The sequence below is a fragment of the Ensifer sp. R-19 genome (assembly GCF_049905105.1).
GTDB lineage: Bacteria > Pseudomonadota > Alphaproteobacteria > Rhizobiales > Rhizobiaceae > Ensifer.
The window spans coordinates 1,444,271-1,462,929 of sequence record NZ_CP184570.1; the positions used below are offsets into that span (position 1 = coordinate 1,444,271).

Consider the following 18,659-nt stretch of genomic DNA (forward strand, 5'->3'; position numbering starts at 1 on the left):
AGATCACGCCGGCTGTCGGCGATGACGCGAGACGTAGATGATGCCCTTCTGCAAGAGGATGAAAGCAAACAGCAGAAGGCCGATCAGGATCTTCGTCCACCAGCTCGACAGCGATCCGTCAAAGGTGATGTAGGTCTGGATCAGGCCCTGGATGAGGATGCCGACAAATGTACCTGCAACGAAACCGGAACCGCCGGTCAGAAGCGTCCCGCCGATGACGACCGCAGTAATTGCGTCCAGTTCGACGCCGACGGCTGCAAGGGAGTAGCCGGCCGAGGTGTAGAGCGAAAAGACGATGCCGGACAGCCCCGCCAGCAGGCCCGAAAGCGCGTAGATCCGCACGGTCGTCGCGGCGACCGGCACGCCCATCAGCCGCGCCGTCGCCGTGCCGCCGCCGAGCGCGTAGACGTTGGTGCCGAAGCGGCTGCGATGCGCCAGCGCGATGCCGATGGCGAAGACGAACAGCATCAGCCCGCCGATCAGCGTGACGCGTCCGCCGCCCGGCAGCTTGAAGTATAGGCTCTTCAACGTCGCGTAGAATGGATGCTTGATCGGGATGGAATCGATCGACAGCACGAAGGCCAGACCGCGCGCGAGAAACATGCCCGCAAGCGTGACGATGAAGGCTGGCATCTCCAGATAGTGGATGATCGCGCCCATCGCGGCGCCGAAAAGCGTCGCGATCGTTAGAACCATCGCGAAGGCGATGAGCGGGTGAACGCTCGTGTGTTCCAGCACGACGGCCAGGAAAACGCCGGTGAACGCGATGACCGAACCGATGGAGAGATCAATGCCGCCCGAGAGGATGACGAAGGTCATCCCGACGGCCGCGATGCCGAGGAAGGCATTGTCGGTCAAAAGGTTTCCAATCACCCGCGTGGAGAGGATGTTCGGATACTGCGCGACGCAAAGCGCATAGCCGAGAAGAAAGATCACGAGCGTAGTGATCAGCGGAAGATATTTAGGCTTCATTTTGCAGCTCGCTCGCTCGCTTTGCGCGCGCCACGCGCCGGCACCAAGAAGGAAAAGGCGGTGCGGAACCGCGGCGACTGAAGCACCAGGATGAAGACGATGATCGCGGCCTTGATGATCAGGTTGAACTCCGGCGGGAAGCCGGAAAGAAGAATGCCGGTGTTGATCGCCTGGATGATGATCGCACCGAGCACCGATGCGGCAATGCTGAAGCGGCCGCCGAGCAGGGATGTTCCGCCGACCACGACCGCGAGGATGGCATCGAGCTCCAGCCAGAGCCCGGCATTGTTGGCATCGGCGCCACGAATATCGGCGGCGGCAATGATGCCGGCGATGGCCGCACAAAGGCCGGAAAGAACATAGGCGGCGATCAGCAGCACGGGCGTTAGCACGCCGGACAGCGTACTCGCCTGACGATTGACGCCGATCGCTTCGATCAGCATGCCGAGCGCCGTCCGTCGGACGAGCATGGCGATCAGCACGCCGAAGACCAGCCAGATCACGACCGGCATCGGCAGGCCTGCGAAGGAACCGCTGCCGATGAAGGCGAGGCCGGGATCATTGAAGGTCAGGATCGCGCCCTCGGTGATGAGCTGGGCAATACCGCGCCCGGCGACCATCAGGACCAGTGTCGCAATGATCGGCTGGATGTCGAGCACCGCCACCAGCACCCCGTTCCACAGACCGCAAAGGATACCGACGGCAAGCGTGATCAGCAGGGTGGCGGCGACCGAATGCCCCGACGTGATACAAGCAGCCGCGGTAGCGCCGCAGATCGCCATGACCGCGCCGACCGAGAGGTCGATGCCCTTGGTGGCAATGACGACGGTCATGCCGATTGCCAGCAGCACCACAGGGGCGCCGCGATTGAGGATGTCGATGAGGCTGCCATAAAGCCGGCCGTTCTGGATCTGCAGGTTGAGGAAGCCGGGAAACACCAGCGATACCGCGACGATGATGATGCCAAGCGCGATCAGTTGCGGCAGCAACCGGTTGAAATAGAGCCTGAGGAACGACGTCACGACGTCCTCCTTTCATTGGTTGCGGCGATCGCTTCGACGATCTGGTGGGCGGTAATCCGGTTGCCGTCGAGTTCAGCGACATGGGCGCGATCCCGAAGCACGATGATCCGCGTACTGTAGGCGACCAGTTCCTCGATCTCCGAGGAGACGACGATCAAAGACAGGCCTTTCTCGCGCAGCGCCTCAATCAGCTTGACGATCTCCGCATGGGCGCCGACGTCGATACCGCGCGTCGGTTCGTCGAGAATCAGGAATTCGGGCTCGGTCGCGAGCCAGCGCGCCAGGATCGCCTTCTGCTGGTTGCCGCCGGAGAGCAGTTTGATCGGTTTCTCCCGATCGGCCGTGCGGATATCGAGCGCGCGGATGTAGTGGTCCGCCAGCCGGTTCTGTTCCGCCCGGGCGATCGGCCGCGTCCAGCCGCGGCGCGCCTGCAGCGCGAGCACGATGTTTTCGCGTACGGAGAGATCGCCGATGATGCCTGATGTTTTGCGATCCTCCGGGCAGAAGCCGAAGCGATGGCGGATGGCGGCGCGCGGTGATGAGAGGTCGGCCGCGCGGCCATCGATCTCGGCCTCGCCGCTATCGGCGCGATGGGCGCCGAAGAGGAGCTCCGCGGTTTCCGTTCGCCCGGAGCCGAGCAGGCCCGCCATGCCGACGACTTCACCGGCGCGGACATCGAGGTCGAAGGGACGGACGCGACCCTTGCGACCGTAATTGCGAAACCGGTAGCGCAACGGTCCTTCCTGGGCCTGCGCGCGCGGTGCGTGGATTTCCGCCGCCAGTTCACGGCCGATCATCATCGCGATCAGTTCGCGCCGATCAAGATTGGCAGTTTCACGGGTTCCGACGAGTTGCCCGTTCCTGAGCACCGTTATCCGGTCCGAAATCTCGTAGACCTGTTCAAGGAAGTGGGTGACGAAGATGATGCCAAGCCCCCGCGCCTTAAGGCGCCGGACAATACGGAAGAGCATCGCCACCTCGTGCGCATCGAGGCTCGCCGTCGGCTCGTCGAGAATCAACACCTTGCCCGAGAGATCAACGGCGCGGGCGATGGCGACGACCTGCTGGATCGCGACCGAATAGCTTGCAAGATCGCGGGTGACGTCGATGTCGAGTTCATAGTCGGCGAGCAGCTCCTGCGCACGCCGGTTCATGGTGCTAACGTCGACCATGCCGAAGCGCCGGGGCTGGCGCCCGAGGAAGAGATTTTCGGCAACCGTCAGGTTCGCCAGCAGGTTGACCTCCTGGTAGACCGTACCGATACCGAGTGTCTGGGCCTCGAACGTGTCGCGCGGATCGACCTCCGTGTCCTCAAGCAGGATGGCACCGCCGTCGCGGCGGTAGGCGCCGGTCAGGCATTTGATAAGAGTAGACTTGCCGGCGCCGTTTTCGCCAAGCAGCGCATGAACCTCTCCGCGCCGCAGGTGAAAATCGACCTTGTCGAGGGCCTTCGTTCCCGGGAAGGTCTTTTCGATCCGGATCGCCTGGAGAATGTGGTCATTGGTCTGCATCGGTACCGTCTCCGCGATGCTGGTATCTGTCGGACGAGAAGCACGGCGCCTGTCTGCGACAAGCAGCGCTCTTCAGCCGGAAACTTGGAAAAGAGCGTGGCCCGCGCGAGAAGCAGCGCGGGCCACGGCCGACATCAGTAGCCGAGGCTTTTCTTTTCCTCGTAGACCTTCAGCGGCTCGTCGGCCTGAGTGTAGAGTTTCGATTCCGTCTGGATCCACTTCGGCGGTGCCGTGCCATCCTTCTGGTACGCGGCAAGCGCATCGAAGGCGGGGCCGGCCATGTTCGGCGTCAGCTCGACCGTGGCATTGGCTTCGCCGGCCGCCATCGCCTGGAAGATATCCGGAACGGCATCGATCGAGACGACAAGGATATCCTTGCCCGGCTTCAGGCCGGCTTCCTTGATGGCCTGGATGGCGCCGACCGCCATGTCGTCGTTGTGGGCGTAGAGCGCGCAGATGTTCTTGCCGCCATCCTCCGCCTTGAGGAAGCTTTCCATGACTTCCTTGCCCTTGGTGCGGGTGAAGTCGCCGGTCTGGCTGCGGACGATTTTCAGGTTATCGTGGCCGGAAAGCGCCTGCTCAAAGCCCTTCTTGCGGTCGATTGCCGGCGAGGAGCCGGTTGTGCCTTGAAGCTCGACGACGTTGCAGGGCTTGCCTGCCGTGGCGTCGACGAGCCACTTGCCGGCGACGTTGCCCTCATGCACGAGATCGGACGTCACGGCCGTCAGGTAGAGGTCCTTCGAGGCGTCGACGGTGCGGTCGAGCAGGATGACCGGAATTTCCGCGTCTTTGGCTTCCTGCAGCACCTCGTCCCAGCCGGTAGCGACGACCGGGGCGACGAGGATGGCGTTCACGCCCTGCGCGATGAAGGAGCGGATCGCCTTGATCTGGTTTTCCTGTTTCTGCTGCGCATCAGCGAATTTGAGGTCGATGCCGCGCTGTTCGGCCTGCTGTTTGGTCAGCGTCGTCTCGGCGGCGCGCCAGCCGGACTCCGAGCCGATCTGCGAAAAGCCGACGACCAGATCGGCCGCGGAAGCGCTACCGAACGTGCAGGCAGCAAGGATCGTTGCACTCGCAAGTGCCTTGGCGATTTTCATGATTTCCTCCCAAAGAAAGCTGCCTCCAAGCAGCCATCGAGAAAAAATCATATAATATTACTTTTGTAAACGGGCACTTTTCACCTAACGCGCTAGACGTCGATGAAATCCGTCGGAGGTCGCAGACGGCTGAACGCGGGCCGGCCGACCCCGACGCGGGAGCGTCGGAACGTTCAGAGGATTGGCGGGCGAGAACAGGCGCCTTCCGCTAGGCGCTAGGCGCTAGGCCCTCGCCAGCAATGTGCCGGCGGCGCTGGCGGTCATCACGAGAACCACGCCGAAGATCTGGTTGAGGGAGAGCGCCTGCCCAAGAACGATGAAGCCGGCGCCGGCGCCGATCGCCGGCTCAAGGCTCATCAGGATGCCGAAGGCCGACGGTTGCATGCGACGGAGCGCCATGAACTCGAGCGCGTAGGGGAGCAACGGCACCAGAACGGCGAGCCCGGCCGTCATCAGCAGCATGTCGAAGGAGAAACCGGATTGAACCTGGTGCAGCCCGAACGGCATCGCGAAGACTGCTGCAAACAGCAGCGAAACAGCAAGTCCCTCCAATCCCCTGAAGCGCTGGCCGGCCTGTTTCATCAGCACGATATAACCGCCCCAGCCGATCGCCGCGCCGAAGGCGAAAAGCAGCCCGCGCGTATCCGCCACCCAGGCGGTACCGTCCCAGGAGAGGCAGAGTACGCCGGCAGCGGCAATAATGGGGCAAAGCAGGCGCCAGCCACGGCCGCCGAAAATCGCAGCGACCGTCAACGGACCGAGAAACTCGATCGCCACCGCAAGCCCGAGCGGGATGCGCGCGATGGCCGCAAAGAAACAGAGCGTCATCACGGCCATCGTGGCGCCGAGCGAGAGCGCCGAAAGCCACTGCGCCCGGGTGTAGCTGAGGAAGGGTGGGCGGACGAGGAGCAGCAGGAATGCCGCCGCCCAGGAGAGCCGCAGCCAGGTCGCGCCAAAAGCCCCGACGCTTTCCATCGCCGGCTTGGAAAGTGCAGCGCCGAACTGCACACTCGACATGGAGAGCAGGCAAAAGACGATCGCGACAGAGACACGCCCTGTGGAATCGTCCGTCGTACCCTGCCCGCTCCACCCGCGATCCGCAGTCGTCTCCGTTTCCGTCATGTCCGTTCTCCCGTTGGGCTTGAACAGACATAGCAATCCCGGCACAATAAGGAACGCTAATAGTTGTGATGTCTTCATAAGGGATCGTTATATGCATGACCTCGACACCGTCCTGCTGCGCGCCTTCGTCGTGATCGCCGAATGCGGCAGCGTCAGCGGCGCTGCCCAGCGGCTGGCACGGACTCAAGCCGCCGTCAGCATGCAGTTGCGCCGGCTGGAGGACGATGTCGGCGCCAGGCTTTTGAACCGCAGCACCAGGGGCATGGACCTGACCGAAGCCGGGCATGTGCTGTTTCCCTATGCCCAGAAGATGCTCGGGCTGAGCGAAGGTGCCCGGCGAGCGCTCGCCGGGCAGGCGCTCCAGGGCCCGATCCGCTTCGGCATGATCGAGGACATCGCCGTCGGCTCGCTGCCAAGGGCACTGCAGCGCTTCGCCGAATGTCATCCGAACGTGGGGCTCGAACTGACGGTCACCGAAAGCACCGTGTTGTCGGAGAAGCTGTCGCAGGGTCAGCTCGATGTCGCGATCGGCGATCCGGCCCTGATCCGTGGTGAGCCGATCCTCACCTGGCGGCTGCCGCTGCGCTGGGTCGCGGCGCGCGGTTTCGTGCTCCCGGAGGAAGGGCCTTTGCCGCTCGTCACCTTCGACGGGGTCTGCACCTGGCGCGAGAAGATGATCGAGGCGCTGAAGGGCGGGGATCGGCCTTGGCGCACGGTGCTGACGAGCGCCAGCCTCTCCTCGATCCAGTCGATGATCGAGGCGGGGCTCGGCATCGCCGTTCTGCTGGATCTCAATATTCGCGCCAACACGATGCGGGTCCTCGGGACCGAAGAGGGCTTGCCGCCCGCCCCGGTGATCGAACTCGGGCTTTTCGCGGCCGATGACCAGGGCCTGTCATCCCGCCCGGTCTCAGCACTGTGGGCGTTCCTTTCCGAAGAGCTTCAGGCGCAGGCATTGGCAACCGGCCGCGCTGCGTGATCTCAACCGCGGTTGCGTCACGTTCGACGAACGAAATACGACGCCCAGAGATTGAAAAAACCCAAGCAAAATTTTACTAAATAAAGATTGCGCCGCGCCCGAAGCCTGGGTTGTGGCGGCGGGCAGGACGTTGGACATGGTAACAATCAAGGAAATCGCTTCGGCTGTCGGGGTCTCTTCGGCGACCGTCTCACGGGTGCTGAATTACGATCCAACGCTTTCGATCTCCACCAAGAAGCGGCAGGCGATCATCGAAACGGCCGAGGCCCTGAACTATGCGACGCCCCGCAACCGCGGGCGCGGCGCGGGACCGATGCAGGGCCTGAAATTCGCGCTGGTGCATTTCCTCCAGCCCGCCCAGGAACTGATCGATCCCTATTATGTCGGCGTCCGGCTCGGCATCGAAAACCGTTGTCAGGCGCTGAAGATCGAGGTGGTCAAGGTCTTCCACAACGGCAACCTGCCGGAGGCGGCGATCCTGCAGGGCGCCAACGGCGTCGTTGCCGTCGGCCACCATTACGGCGAAGAGGTCCACTGGCTGCGGCGGCACAGCCGCCACCTGGTCTTTGCCGATTTCGCCCCCGACGACGATGTCGACGACAGCGTGATGAGCGACGTGTCCGTGGCCATGAACCGCCTGCTTCAAGGCATATACGGCATGGGTTACCGCCGAATCGGCTTTCTCGGCTGGATCGACGCCTTCCGCGACAAGGACGACATCCATTCGGAGCGCCGCTGCCGCGCCTTCATCCGCTGGATGACGAAAGCCGGCTTCTACGATCCGGAACTCTGCATGGTCGAGAAGCTGACGCCGGACAGCGGCTATACGCTCGCCAAGGCGATGCTGTCGAAACCCAACCCGCCCAAAATCCTGGTCACCTGCAACGACAACATGGCGATCGGCGCCTACCGCGCCATTCACGAGATGGGGCTTCGAATCCCTGACGATGTCGCCGTGGCAAGCTTCAACGACATCCCGGTCGCGCAGTTTCTCGGCCCGCCGCTTTCGACGGTCAAGATCCCGGCCGAAGTGATCGGCGAGACGGCCGTCGACCTATTGGTCGAGCGGCTGACCGGACGCGACGTGGCGAAGAAGGTGATCCTCGGAACAGAGATGGTCTGGCGCGGCAGCACGGCCACGACGGGCTCCGTTGCTGGCCGGTAAAACAGCCGGTAAAAAACACGGTGGTAAAAATTTACTGAAATATTGCCTTCTTCAGAATTTTGCGAAATACTCCGCGCCGAGACTAGGAGGAACGTCTCGGGGAACGAAATTCAAGGGAGGAAAACAATGGACATGCGTATCTATCTGCCGCGCTTGAGCGCCATCGCGCTTGCCGGCGCCAGCCTCTTGGCGGTGACTGCGGCGCAAGCCAAGGAAATCACCGTCTGGTGCTGGGATCCCAACTTCAACGTTGCGATCATGAAGGAGGCTGGCGCGCGTTATACCAAGACGCATCCTGACGTCACCTTCAACATCGTCGATTTCGCCAAGGCCGACGTCGAGCAGAAGCTGCAGACCGGCCTTTCGTCCGGCACGGCGGATGCCCTGCCCGATATCGTGCTGATCGAGGATTACGGCGCGCAGAAGTATCTGCAGTCCTTCCCCGGCGCCTTCGCGCCACTCTCCGGCACGGTCGATTATTCCGGCTTCGCTCCCTATAAGGTCGAGCTGATGACGCTGGATGGCCAGGTCTACGGCATGCCCTTCGATTCCGGCGTAACCGGCCTCTATTATCGCAAGGACTATCTGGAGCAGGCCGGCTTCAAGCCCGAGGACATGCAGGGCATCACCTGGGACCGCTTCATCGAGATCGGCCAGCAGGTCGAAGCCAAGACCGGCAAGAAGATGATGGGTCTCGACCCGACCGACGCCGGCCTCGTGCGCATCATCATGCAATCGGCCGGGCAATGGTACTTCGACAAGGAAGGCAAGGCGAACATCACCGGCAACGCCGCGCTGAAGGGAGCGCTGGAGACGGTCGGCAAGATCATGTCTTCCAACATCTACAAACCGGCGGCCGGCTGGGCCGATTGGGTCGGAACCTTTACGTCCGGTGACGTCGCCACCGTCATCACCGGCGTCTGGATCACCGGTACCGTCAAGGCGCAGCCGGACCAAGCGGGCAAGTGGGGCGTAGCACCGATCCCGGCCCTTTCGATCGACGGCGCGACGCACGCCTCGAACCTCGGCGGATCGAGCTGGTACGTGCTCGAAAGTTCGGCGGAGAAAGCCGAGGCGGTCGACTTCCTGAACGCGGTCTACGCCAAGGACGTCGATTTCTACCAGACGATCCTGCAAGACCGCGGCGCCGTCGGTTCGCTTCTCGCCGCCCGTGGCGGAGCCGCCTATGGCGAGGCCGATGCCTTCTTCGGCGGTGAAAAGGTCTGGCAGAACTTTTCCGACTGGCTCGCGAAGGTCCCCTCGGTCAACTACGGCATCTTCACCAACGAGGCGGATACCGCCGTCACCGCGCAATTGCCGGCGCTGCAGCAGGGAACACCCGTCGACGACGTCCTGAAGGCGATCGACTCCGAGGTCAGCGCACAGGTCCAGTAATCGCTACGGCGATTGTCTGCACCACAACTGCATAATTCCTCAAGTCGAAGTCGATTTGAGGGAAAAATTATGCAGCAATTCAAAGTGTTACAGCGTTCTTGGCGCGTCTTGAAGACGCGCGGCGCTGTAGGCCGTGGCGATTGCGCCGCGGCCAACGGCTCCAGCTATCCATGGGGATGATGATGGCTCTCGCGCGCCGCGGCGGCATCGGCCGATACTACAACGCCAATGGCTGGCTCTTCGTTGCGCCGGCGCTCGGGCTGATCGCCCTTTTCATGATCTATCCGATCGTGTGGTCGCTCTGGATGTCGTTCCAGTCCGGCCGCGGCATGATGCTGAAATTCGCCGGCTTCGCCAACATCGTCCGTCTCTGGAACGACCCGGTCTTCATCAAGGCGCTCACCAACACGCTGACCTATTTCGTCGTGCAGGTGCCGATCATGATCTTGCTGGCGCTAATCCTGGCGTCATTGCTCAACAATCCGAGGCTCGTCGGCCGCGGCTTCTTCCGCACCGCCATCTTCCTGCCCTGCGTCACCTCGCTCGTCGCCTATTCGGTGCTGTTCAAAGGCATGTTCGCGCTCGACGGCATCGTCAACTCGACGCTTGAGGCGATCGGCATCATCGCCTCGCCGATCCCGTGGCTGACGCATCCCTTCTGGGCGAAGGTGCTCGTCATCATCGCCATCACCTGGCGCTGGACCGGCTACAACATGATCTTCTACCTGGCGGCGATGCAGAACATCGACAAGTCGATCTATGAGGTGGCCCGTATCGACGGGGTGCCCGCCTGGGCCCGCTTCACCCACATCACCATCCCGTTGCTGAAACCCGTCATCCTGTTCACCACGATCATCTCGACGATCGGCACGATCCAGCTCTTCGACGAGGTCTACAATCTGACCGAGGGCAAGGGTGGCCCTTCCAACGCGACGCTGACCCTGTCGCTCTACATCTACAACCTGACCTTCCGCTTCATGCCGAACTTCGGCTACGCGGCGACGGTCTCCTACGTGATCGTCGTGCTCGTCGCTTTGCTCGCCTGCCTTCAGTTCTTCGCGGCACGGGAGCGCGACCGATGAACAACGGATCCGCACGCATCGCAACCGCCATCGTCACCTACGGCTTCGTCGGGCTGATGGCCTTTCTCTCGATCTTCCCCTTCATCTGGATGCTGCTCGGCGCCACCAATTCGTCGATCGACATCATCAAGGGCAAGATGCTGCCCGGCAGCGCGCTCGCCACCAATATCAGCGCCTTCTTCACCCAGGTGAATGCGCCGCTGGTCTTCTGGAATTCCGCCAAGATCGCCATTCTGGCGACGGCGCTGACGCTCGCCGTCTCGTCGCTGGCCGGCTACGGCTTCGAGATGTTCCGCTCGCGCCACCGCGACCGGATCTACAGCGCCATGCTGTTGACGATGATGATCCCCTTTGCGGCGCTGATGATTCCGCTCTTCATCATGATGGGCAAGGCGGGGCTCATCAACACCCACCTCGCCGTCGTCTTGCCGTCAATCGGCTCGGCCTTCATCGTCTTCTACTTCCGCCAGTGCACCAAGGCGTTCCCTTCGGAGCTGCGCGACGCAGCCAAGGTCGACGGGCTGAAGGAATGGCAGATTTTTCTCTACATCTACGTGCCGGTGATGCGTTCGACCTACGCGGCGGCCTTCATCATCGTCTTCATGACGGCGTGGAACAACTATCTCTGGCCGCTGATCGTGCTGCAGTCGAACGAGACGAAGACAATCACACTCGTCGTCTCCTCGCTCGCCTCCGCCTACTACCCCGATTACGGCGTCGTCATGGTCGGCACCATTCTCGCAACGCTTCCCACCCTCGCGGTCTTTTTCTTCATGCAACGCCAATTCGTCCAGGGAATGCTGGGCTCAGTCAAATAGGAATGATGATGCGTTCTGTTACCTCTTTCAACGATTCCTGGGTCTTCTCCGAAGGCTTCGCCGCCACTGAAGCCGGCCGCCTGCAGGCGGGCAGGCCCGTGAGCCTGCCGCACAATGCGGTGGAACTGCCGTTCAACTATTTCGACGAGGCCTCCTATCAGCGCGCTTTCACCTATCAGAAGCCGCTCGCCTGGCGTCGGGAGTTCCATGGCCGCGAGGTCTCGCTCGTCTTCGACGCTGCGATGGCCGATGCCGTCGTCTATCTCAACGGCGAAGAGATCGTTGCCCACAAGGACGGCTATACGCCCTTCGAAGCGCGCCTGACCGACAGGCTGCGGGAGGGCGATAACCTGATCACCGTCAAGATCGACGGCAGCGAAAACCCGGAGATCCCACCCTTCGGCGGCCGCATCGATTATCTGACCTATGCCGGCATCTATCGCGACGTCTGGCTGAAGGTCACCGACGCGGTTTCGATCGCCAACATCAAGATCGAGACCCGCGATGTCCTCAGCGACGCCAAGTCCGTCACGGTCCGTTGCGATCTCGCCAATCCGCAAAGCTTGACGTTCGCCGGAACTGTCACGGCACTGCTCAAGGACACGAACGGCAAGGTGCTGGCGGAAGCCATCGGCGAGACCCGCGGTGAGAGCGCCACATTGGAGATTACCGGTCTCAAGGGGCTTTCGCTCTGGGATATCGACAGTCCCGTCCTCTACGAGGCGGAGGTGCAACTGCGCAGCGATCGCGGCAGCGACCGGCTCTCATCGCGCTTTGGCTTCCGTACAGCAGAGTTCACCACGGAAGGTTTCAAGCTCAACGGCCGGCCGCTGAAGATCCGTGGTCTCAACCGCCACCAGGCCTTCCCCTATGTCGGCTATGCCATGGGCCGGACGGCCCAGGAGCGCGATGCCGAGATCCTGAAGAACACGCTACATTGCAACCTTGTCCGCACCTCGCACTATCCGCAATCCAAATGGTTTCTCGACCATTGCGACCGCATCGGCCTGCTCGTCTTCGAGGAAATCCCCGGCTGGCAGCATATCGGCGGTGAGGCCTGGAAGCAGGAGGCGATCCAAAACGTCCGGCGCATGATCGAGCGCGACTGGAACCACCCGTCGATCATCATCTGGGGCGTGCGCATCAACGAGTCGCAGGATTCCCACGACTTCTACGTCGAAACCAACCGCCTGGCGCACGAGCTCGACTCGACCCGCCAGACCGGCGGCGTGCGCTACATCACCGACAGCGAGTTTCTCGAAGACGTCTACACCATGAACGACTTCATCCTCGGCAACGAGGAACTGCCGGGCGCGAACCGCCCGCGCACGGCGCTGCGCCCGCAACAGGAGTGCACCGGGCTCAATCGCAAGGTGCCCTACATGATCACCGAATTCGGCGGTCACATGTATCCGACGAAGATCTACGACCAGGAGCAGCGGCAGGCCGAGCATGTGCGCCGGCATCTGGAAGTGCTGAACGCCGCGCATGGTGACCCCAGCATCTCCGGCGCCATCGGCTGGTGCATGTTCGACTACAACACCCACAAGGATTTCGGCTCCGGCGACCGGATCTGCTATCACGGTGTCATGGACATGTTCCGCCAGCCGAAGTTTGCAGCCTATGTCTACGCCAGCCAATGCGAGCCGTCGGAGGAAGTGGTGATGAAGCCGGTCACTTTCTGGGCGCGCGGCGAGCGCAATATCGGCGGCGTGCTGCCTTTGATCGTGCTCACCAATTGCGACGAGGTCGAGCTGAAATACGGATCGCTGGTGAAGCGCGTCGGTCCGGACCGCGAAAATTTCCCGCATCTGCCGCATCCGCCTGTGGTCATCGACCATCGCCACTTCACCAAGGACGAACTCGGCGTCTGGGGCATGAAATGGGAAGACGCCGCCTTCACCGGCTTCATCGACGGCAAGGCCGCAGCTAGCCTCCGCATGGTCGCCGACCCGGTGCCGACGACGCTCGAGGTCGTGGCAGACAACACCACACTGCGGGCCGAAGGGCGTGACAGTGTTCGTGTGATCGTGCGGGCGCTCGACCAGGCCGGCAACGTCCTGCCGTTCCTCAACGATGCGGTCGACGTCACCGTCACTGGCCCTGCCCGATTGCTTGGGCCCGAGCGCCTGGTCTTCCAGGGTGGTTCGACCGGCTTCTGGCTGGAGACGACGGGTGCTGCTGGCGGCATCGCCGTCGCAGTAACCTCGACACGGCTTGGATCCGTAAGACTGGAACTTTTGGCAGTGGCAAGCGAGGCAGCGGCTGCATGAGCGAACTCCAACTCAGCGACGTCAGAAAGTCCTACGGCAACTTCGAGGTCATCAAGGGGGTCGACCTCGACATCAAGACCGGCGAGTTCGTCGTCTTCGTCGGTCCGTCCGGTTGCGGCAAGTCGACCCTGCTCCGGATGATCGCCGGTCTCGAGGAGATCACGTCGGGTGATCTCACGATTGACGGCGAACGGATGAATGATGTCGATCCGTCAAAGCGCGGCATCGCCATGGTGTTCCAGTCCTATGCGCTCTACCCGCATATGACTGTGCGGGAAAACATGGGCTTCGCGCTGCGTTTTGCCGGCGTGCCGAAGGCCGAGATCGAGCAACGCGTCGGCGAGGCGGCGAACATTCTCGAACTCGGGCCGTTGCTTGATCGCAGGCCGAAGCAGCTTTCCGGCGGCCAGCGTCAGCGCGTGGCGATCGGCCGAGCGATCGTGCGGCATCCGAAAATCTTTCTCTTCGACGAGCCGCTGTCCAACCTCGATGCGGAACTGCGCGTGCACATGCGCATCGAGATCGCCCGGCTGCACAAGAAGCTCGCGACCACAATCGTCTATGTCACCCATGACCAGGTCGAGGCGATGACGCTTGCCGACAAGATCGTCGTCATGCGCGGTGGCGTGGTCGAACAGGTCGGCTCGCCGCTCGACCTTTACGACGATCCGGCCAATCTCTTCGTCGCCGGTTTCATCGGCTCACCGAAAATGAACTTCTTGAAGGGGATCGTCGACGCTGGCGGAACGCAGGTACGTCTGCCCGACTTCGGCAACGCGACTATTCCAGTGGCCATCAAGGAGGCTACGCCGGGGAGCTCCGTGACCATCGGCATCCGGCCCGAACATTTCGGCGACAGCGGCTCGGCAAGCCTCGATCTGACGATCGACATGCTGGAACACCTCGGCGGCGAGACCTTCGCCTATGCCCGCCATGGCGACGGCGAATTGATCATCATCGAGACCAAGAACGGCCGCGGCCTCAAATCCGGCGACAGCATTGCGGCGCGCTTCGATCCGGCCGCCGTTTTGGTGTTCGACGCAGACGGAAGGCGTCTGCGTTAGTCTAGGCGGCTCGCGCGTGTTGTCGCGCTGGCGCCATCTCTCTGGAGATGGCGCCAGTCGAATCTTACTGGAACATGCCCTTCGGCGTCTCGCCATTCAGGAAGGGTTCGATGAAGGCGTAGAGCAGGTCCGTCTGGTTGATGACTGCGGTGTGCGACGTCGCCGGCAGGATGGCGAGCCGCGAGACAGCCAGGGGCTTGCCCATGTCGCCCATCGCTCCGCCGCCAAGCAGACGGAAGAGCGCGACATTGTGTTCGAGCGTCGCCACGTCCGCATCGCCGGCAATGATCAGGACCGGTGCCTTCAGCGTCTTGACGTCAGCCTCCCAGGCCATCGGCTCCTTTTCGAGCTGAATGAGCTTCTTCGCCAGCTCCGGAAAGCCGTCAGGGTTCGCGGCAAGCTTGCGATAGTCCTCGGCAAACGGCAGGCCGACAATCATCTCGACGGTCATCTGCGGGATGACCGCCTTGAACTCCGGCTGCCAGCCGTCAGCGTCATAGGCGACGGATGCGGCAGCGAGCTTGTTCACCTTTTCCGGGTGGCGGATCGCCAGTTGCAGACCGGCGGCCGCACCCATGGAGTAACCAAGGACGTCAGCCTTCTTGAGATCAACCGCATCCATGAAGGCAGCGACGTCATCGGCGAGGTTCGGATAAGTGATCGGCCGGTCGATATCATTGGTGCGGCCATGGCCCTGCAGTTCGACGGCGTAGACCTTATGGGTCTCGGCAAGCTTCGGGATGATCGCGCCCATCGACGGAATGTTCATGTAGGCGCCGTGCAGCACGACCAGCGGTTCGCCCTCGCCCAAGACCTCGTAATACATCTTCATGCCGTTGACATCGACGCGATTGCCCACCGGCTCGGCGTCGGCAAATGTGGTGCCGGAGATCAGCAGAGCGCCAGCAATGAAAGCGGTGCGGAACATGCATATTCTCCTTGTTGTCAGCGCGGTCCAAAACCGCCGTCGAGCTTAAGACGCGCGGCGCTTTCCCATCCCGACGTCGACAATCAAGAAAATTTCGGCCTGCATTGCGGCGCGCCGAAAGGGTCTCGCGCAGCAGTCGTCGCGACCGGCGTTCAGCTCGACGGATTGAGTTTCGGCCGCAGGCCCGCGAACTGCGAGACGGCGAAGTCTATGAGTTTTCGCACCCGCGGGAGATTGCGCGTCTCCTGGTGCACGCCGAGCTTCAACGACAGGACTGGTGCGGCAACGCCGAGGTCCACAGATACAAGGCCGTCCCGGCCGGCCGCAAGGAAATGCGGAAGCGTCGCGAGCGCCGCGCCGGTTTCGACAGCACTCAGTTGCGAGCGGATCGAGTTCGCGCGCAACATTACCCTCGCATCCGGCAAGAGGTCCTTCAGCCAAGTCGAGAGTGACACCCGCACCGGTACCTCGGCCAGTTCGACAATGGCGTGACCGTCACCGGTGGCGTTTGGATGGCCGAAGCGATCGAGGTAGGCCTGCATCGCAAACAGGCCATAGCGGATATCGGCAACCTTGCGCTCGACGATGTCGCTCTGATCGAAGCTGCCGAAGCGGAAGGCGATATCGGCGTCCCGCCGGGACAGATTGAAGCGCCGGGCGTCGTTCAACAGGTGAATGGTGACGCCGGGATGGGCAGCGGCAAATCTCGTCAGGATCGGCGCCAGCAGATAATCTCCGAGCCAGTCGAGGCTGGTGACGGTGATGGTACCCGCCAGCGCATCGTCCTGCGCCGCCAGGCGTCGCTCGACCGCAAGCGCATTCGCCTCCATCTGCTCGAGCGCCGACAGAATGGACAGGCACGCCGCAGTCGGCACAAGGCCGCTTGTTTGCCGCTCGAACAGCTTCTGCTGCGTCTTCTGCTCGAACGCCTCGAGGCGACGGCTGAGCGTCGGTTGCGTGGTGCCCATCGCACGGGCCGCTGCACTCAGCGAGCCGTGGCGGACCAAGTGCTGAACAAGATGGAGTTCTTCCCAGTCCACAAGCACCTCAGGGTTCAGCCGGCCGAGGCGGCTCGCCTCGACGGTAAATTCATAGGCACTTTCGTGCCCGCCGTCATGCCCCCGTCGATCGGCAGCACTACGCCGGTGATGTAACTCGCCGCATCGGAACAGAGCCAGAGGACACTTGCGGCCACCTCCTCCATCCGGCCAAGCCGGCGCATCGGCGTCGAAAGTGCTGCGTGCCGCTGGATTTCCGCGCCGGCGGCCTCGAGATGGTGGGTGAGGATCGGCCCGGGCGCAACGACATTGATCCGGATGCCCTGGTCGGCATAGTCCAGCGCCGCGGCCTTGGTCAGCCCGATGATCCCGGCCTTCGCACTGACATAGCCGGCAAGCCCGGAGGTGCCGTTGATGCCGGCAACCGACGCCATGTTGACGATCGCACCGCCACCAGCCCTCGCCATCGCCTCGATCTGGTAACGCATGCCGAGAAAGGTGCCGCGAATGTTGGTGCGGATGCCGCGATCGAACCCGTCGATGTCGAGATCGGCAAGCGGGGCCGGCATGGTTCCATCCGTCGCATTGTTGAAGGCGGCGTCGAGCCGGCCATAGTGCTGCATCACGCTTGCAAGCGCCTGCTTCATGGCACTCTTGTCGCCGACATCGGCCGCGATCGCCAGTGCGTCGCCGCCCGCCTGGCGGATGGAAACCGCCAACGCCTCGACCGCCGGCTGCGAGCGGGAAAGAAGGACAACGGATGCGCCGGCCTGCGCAAAGGCGCGGGCGGTGGCCGCGCCGATACCCTTGCTGGCGCCCGCGACTAAGGCGACTTTGCCTGCAAATCCCAGATTGTTTGTGTTCATCAACCCGACTCCATCTGACGTTGTCGCACCGTTTCTAGCGCCGGACGACGACGGCTGCCTCGTGCAGGCGCGTATGCCTCCCATACGGGAACAGACGATCGACTTTCGCTGCGAACGGGCTTTGCCTTTGTCCGGGAGCCCGAATTTCGCCCTGAAGCGTCGACCGGGCCGCAGTTTCGAGAAGCACAGGAGACGATCATGGATGCGACAAGACAAGGAAGATCGCAGCGCAGAGAGCGGCTGAAGGCCGAACTCGACCGAGTGATTGCGGAAGCCCTGGATGAACAGCGCATCGTCGGCACAGTCGTCGAGATCCTTATCGACGGCGAGCCCGGCTACCGACATGCCGCCGGGCTTGGGGACCGCGAGGCCGACCAGCCGATGACCGAGGACAGCATCTTCCTGCTCTCCTCGGTCGCAAAGCCGATCGTCACGGTCGCCGCTCTCAACTTGGTGCAAAGGGGCACCATCGGTCTCGACGATATCGTGTCGGAATGGCTGCCCGCGTTCAGGCCGCAGCTGCCGGACGGCAGCGAGCCTCGGATAACCATCCGCCAACTCCTGACGCACAGTGCCGGTTTGAGCTACGTGTTCATGGAGCGAGGCGACGGCCCTTATCGCCGGCACGCCATCAGCAGCGGCCTCGACGACACCGACGATGATCTCACCGCCCTCATCGGCAAGCTCACCGCCATTCCGTTATCCTATCCGCCCGGACATGGGTGGGGCTATTCGATGAGCCTCGACGTGCTTGGCGCCGTTATCGAAGAGGCGACGGGATCAAAGCTGCCGGAGGCGATTGCTGCGCTCGTCACACGCCCGATGGGGATGAACGACACCGCCTTTTCCGTGACCGATAAACGCAGGCTCGTGGTCCACTATGGCGATGCCTCGCCGCGGCCACGGCGGCTCGTTGGCGACGACGCGGTCCCCTTCTTTGGCAATCCCGTGCGCCTCTCGCCCGGCCGGATCCTGAACCCGCGGGCCTTTCCCTCCGGCGGCGCCGGCATGGCAGGCACGGCCGGCGACGTGATCCGCCTTCTCGAAAGCCTCAGGACCGGACACTCGCCGGTGCTCGACGCGCCTACCACCCGCTCGATGTTCGACATTCAGGCAAGGACGGGCGGATTGGCCGCCGGCGCCGGGTGGGAGTTCGGTTTCGGCGGCGCCGTGCTTGTCGAACCCGAGATGGCGGGAACACCGCAGTCGCGCGGCACGCTGCAATGGGACGGCGCCTACGGGCACAAGTGGTTCATCGACCCGGCCCGCGGCCTGACCGTCGTTGCGCTCACCAACACCGCCTTTGAAGGCATGAACGGACGCTTCCCGGTCGATCTCCGCGACGCCATCTATCGGAGCCTCTAACC

At 62.8% G+C, this 18,659-nt stretch carries 16 protein-coding genes; 8 read left to right on the forward strand and 8 right to left on the reverse strand.

Annotated features, from left to right (window positions below; all coding sequences use genetic code 11):
• Positions 1 to 3 precede the first annotated feature (3 nt).
• The 5 genes from yjfF to ACN9MO_RS25925 form a co-directional block, all read right to left on the reverse strand.
• Complete coding sequence (gene yjfF / locus ACN9MO_RS25905; RefSeq protein WP_113132611.1) at positions 4 to 972, reverse strand: galactofuranose ABC transporter, permease protein YjfF; 969 nt, start codon at positions 970 to 972, stop codon at positions 4 to 6.
• Positions 969 to 1,994 (reverse strand): ABC transporter permease, encoded by a 1,026-nt coding sequence (locus ACN9MO_RS25910; protein ID WP_113132610.1) that lies wholly within the window; start codon positions 1,992 to 1,994, stop codon positions 969 to 971. The genes yjfF and ACN9MO_RS25910 overlap by 4 nt, the downstream gene beginning before the upstream one ends.
• The gene (ytfR, locus tag ACN9MO_RS25915; protein ID WP_113132609.1) at positions 1,991 to 3,505 is read right to left on the reverse strand and encodes a galactofuranose ABC transporter, ATP-binding protein YtfR; all 1,515 of its coding nucleotides are present in this window, start codon (positions 3,503 to 3,505) and stop codon (positions 1,991 to 1,993) included. Before ytfR ends, ACN9MO_RS25910 begins: the two co-directional genes overlap by 4 nt.
• Positions 3,506 to 3,639: 134 nt before the next feature.
• Positions 3,640 to 4,602, reverse strand: coding sequence for a galactofuranose ABC transporter, galactofuranose-binding protein YtfQ (gene ytfQ / locus ACN9MO_RS25920; RefSeq protein WP_113132624.1), 963 nt, complete (start codon positions 4,600 to 4,602; stop codon positions 3,640 to 3,642).
• Positions 4,603 to 4,824: 222 nt separating this feature from the next.
• Positions 4,825 to 5,724 (reverse strand): EamA family transporter, encoded by a 900-nt coding sequence (locus ACN9MO_RS25925; RefSeq protein WP_113132608.1) that lies wholly within the window; start codon positions 5,722 to 5,724, stop codon positions 4,825 to 4,827.
• A 91-nt stretch (positions 5,725 to 5,815) separates the two neighbouring features.
• Here ACN9MO_RS25925 and ACN9MO_RS25930 point away from each other — a divergent pair, with 91 nt between their 5' ends.
• The 7 genes from ACN9MO_RS25930 (at position 5,816) to ACN9MO_RS25960 (ending at position 14,500) form a co-directional block, all read left to right on the forward strand.
• Positions 5,816 to 6,703, forward strand: a complete 888-nt coding sequence (locus ACN9MO_RS25930; RefSeq protein ID WP_162733616.1) for a LysR family transcriptional regulator — start codon at positions 5,816 to 5,818, stop codon at positions 6,701 to 6,703.
• 136 nt (positions 6,704 to 6,839) lie between these two features.
• Positions 6,840 to 7,868, forward strand: a complete 1,029-nt coding sequence (locus ACN9MO_RS25935; protein WP_113132606.1) for a LacI family DNA-binding transcriptional regulator — start codon at positions 6,840 to 6,842, stop codon at positions 7,866 to 7,868.
• A 126-nt stretch (positions 7,869 to 7,994) separates the two neighbouring features.
• Complete coding sequence (locus ACN9MO_RS25940; RefSeq protein WP_113132605.1) at positions 7,995 to 9,263, forward strand: ABC transporter substrate-binding protein; 1,269 nt, start codon at positions 7,995 to 7,997, stop codon at positions 9,261 to 9,263.
• 182 nt (positions 9,264 to 9,445) lie between these two features.
• On the forward strand, positions 9,446 to 10,345 hold the full coding sequence (locus ACN9MO_RS25945) for a carbohydrate ABC transporter permease (RefSeq protein ID WP_113132623.1): 900 nt from the start codon (positions 9,446 to 9,448) through the stop codon (positions 10,343 to 10,345).
• Positions 10,342 to 11,163, forward strand: a complete 822-nt coding sequence (locus tag ACN9MO_RS25950; protein ID WP_113132604.1) for a carbohydrate ABC transporter permease — start codon at positions 10,342 to 10,344, stop codon at positions 11,161 to 11,163. Before ACN9MO_RS25945 ends, ACN9MO_RS25950 begins: the two co-directional genes overlap by 4 nt.
• Before the next feature lie 8 nt (positions 11,164 to 11,171).
• Complete coding sequence (locus ACN9MO_RS25955; protein ID WP_112996518.1) at positions 11,172 to 13,436, forward strand: glycoside hydrolase family 2 protein; 2,265 nt, start codon at positions 11,172 to 11,174, stop codon at positions 13,434 to 13,436.
• On the forward strand, positions 13,433 to 14,500 hold the full coding sequence (locus ACN9MO_RS25960; RefSeq protein WP_113132603.1) for a sn-glycerol-3-phosphate ABC transporter ATP-binding protein UgpC: 1,068 nt from the start codon (positions 13,433 to 13,435) through the stop codon (positions 14,498 to 14,500). The genes ACN9MO_RS25955 and ACN9MO_RS25960 overlap by 4 nt, the downstream gene beginning before the upstream one ends.
• Before the next feature lie 64 nt (positions 14,501 to 14,564).
• Here ACN9MO_RS25960 and ACN9MO_RS25965 read toward each other — a convergent pair whose 3' ends face one another.
• From ACN9MO_RS25965 to ACN9MO_RS25975, 3 genes are all read right to left on the reverse strand, one after another.
• Positions 14,565 to 15,428 carry an alpha/beta fold hydrolase gene (locus ACN9MO_RS25965; protein WP_112996415.1) on the reverse strand — a complete coding sequence of 288 codons (864 nt, stop codon included), beginning with the start codon at positions 15,426 to 15,428 and terminating at the stop codon, positions 14,565 to 14,567.
• 152 nt (positions 15,429 to 15,580) lie between these two features.
• Positions 15,581 to 16,474 (reverse strand): LysR family transcriptional regulator, encoded by an 894-nt coding sequence (locus tag ACN9MO_RS25970; RefSeq protein ID WP_113132602.1) that lies wholly within the window; start codon positions 16,472 to 16,474, stop codon positions 15,581 to 15,583.
• Positions 16,475 to 16,482: 8 nt separating this feature from the next.
• Positions 16,483 to 17,292 (reverse strand): SDR family oxidoreductase, encoded by an 810-nt coding sequence (locus ACN9MO_RS25975; protein ID WP_113132601.1) that lies wholly within the window; start codon positions 17,290 to 17,292, stop codon positions 16,483 to 16,485.
• A gap of 198 nt (positions 17,293 to 17,490) precedes the next feature.
• Here ACN9MO_RS25975 and ACN9MO_RS25980 point away from each other — a divergent pair, with 198 nt between their 5' ends.
• Positions 17,491 to 18,657 carry a serine hydrolase domain-containing protein gene (locus tag ACN9MO_RS25980; protein ID WP_113132600.1) on the forward strand — a complete coding sequence of 389 codons (1,167 nt, stop codon included), beginning with the start codon at positions 17,491 to 17,493 and terminating at the stop codon, positions 18,655 to 18,657.
• Positions 18,658 to 18,659 lie beyond the last annotated feature (2 nt).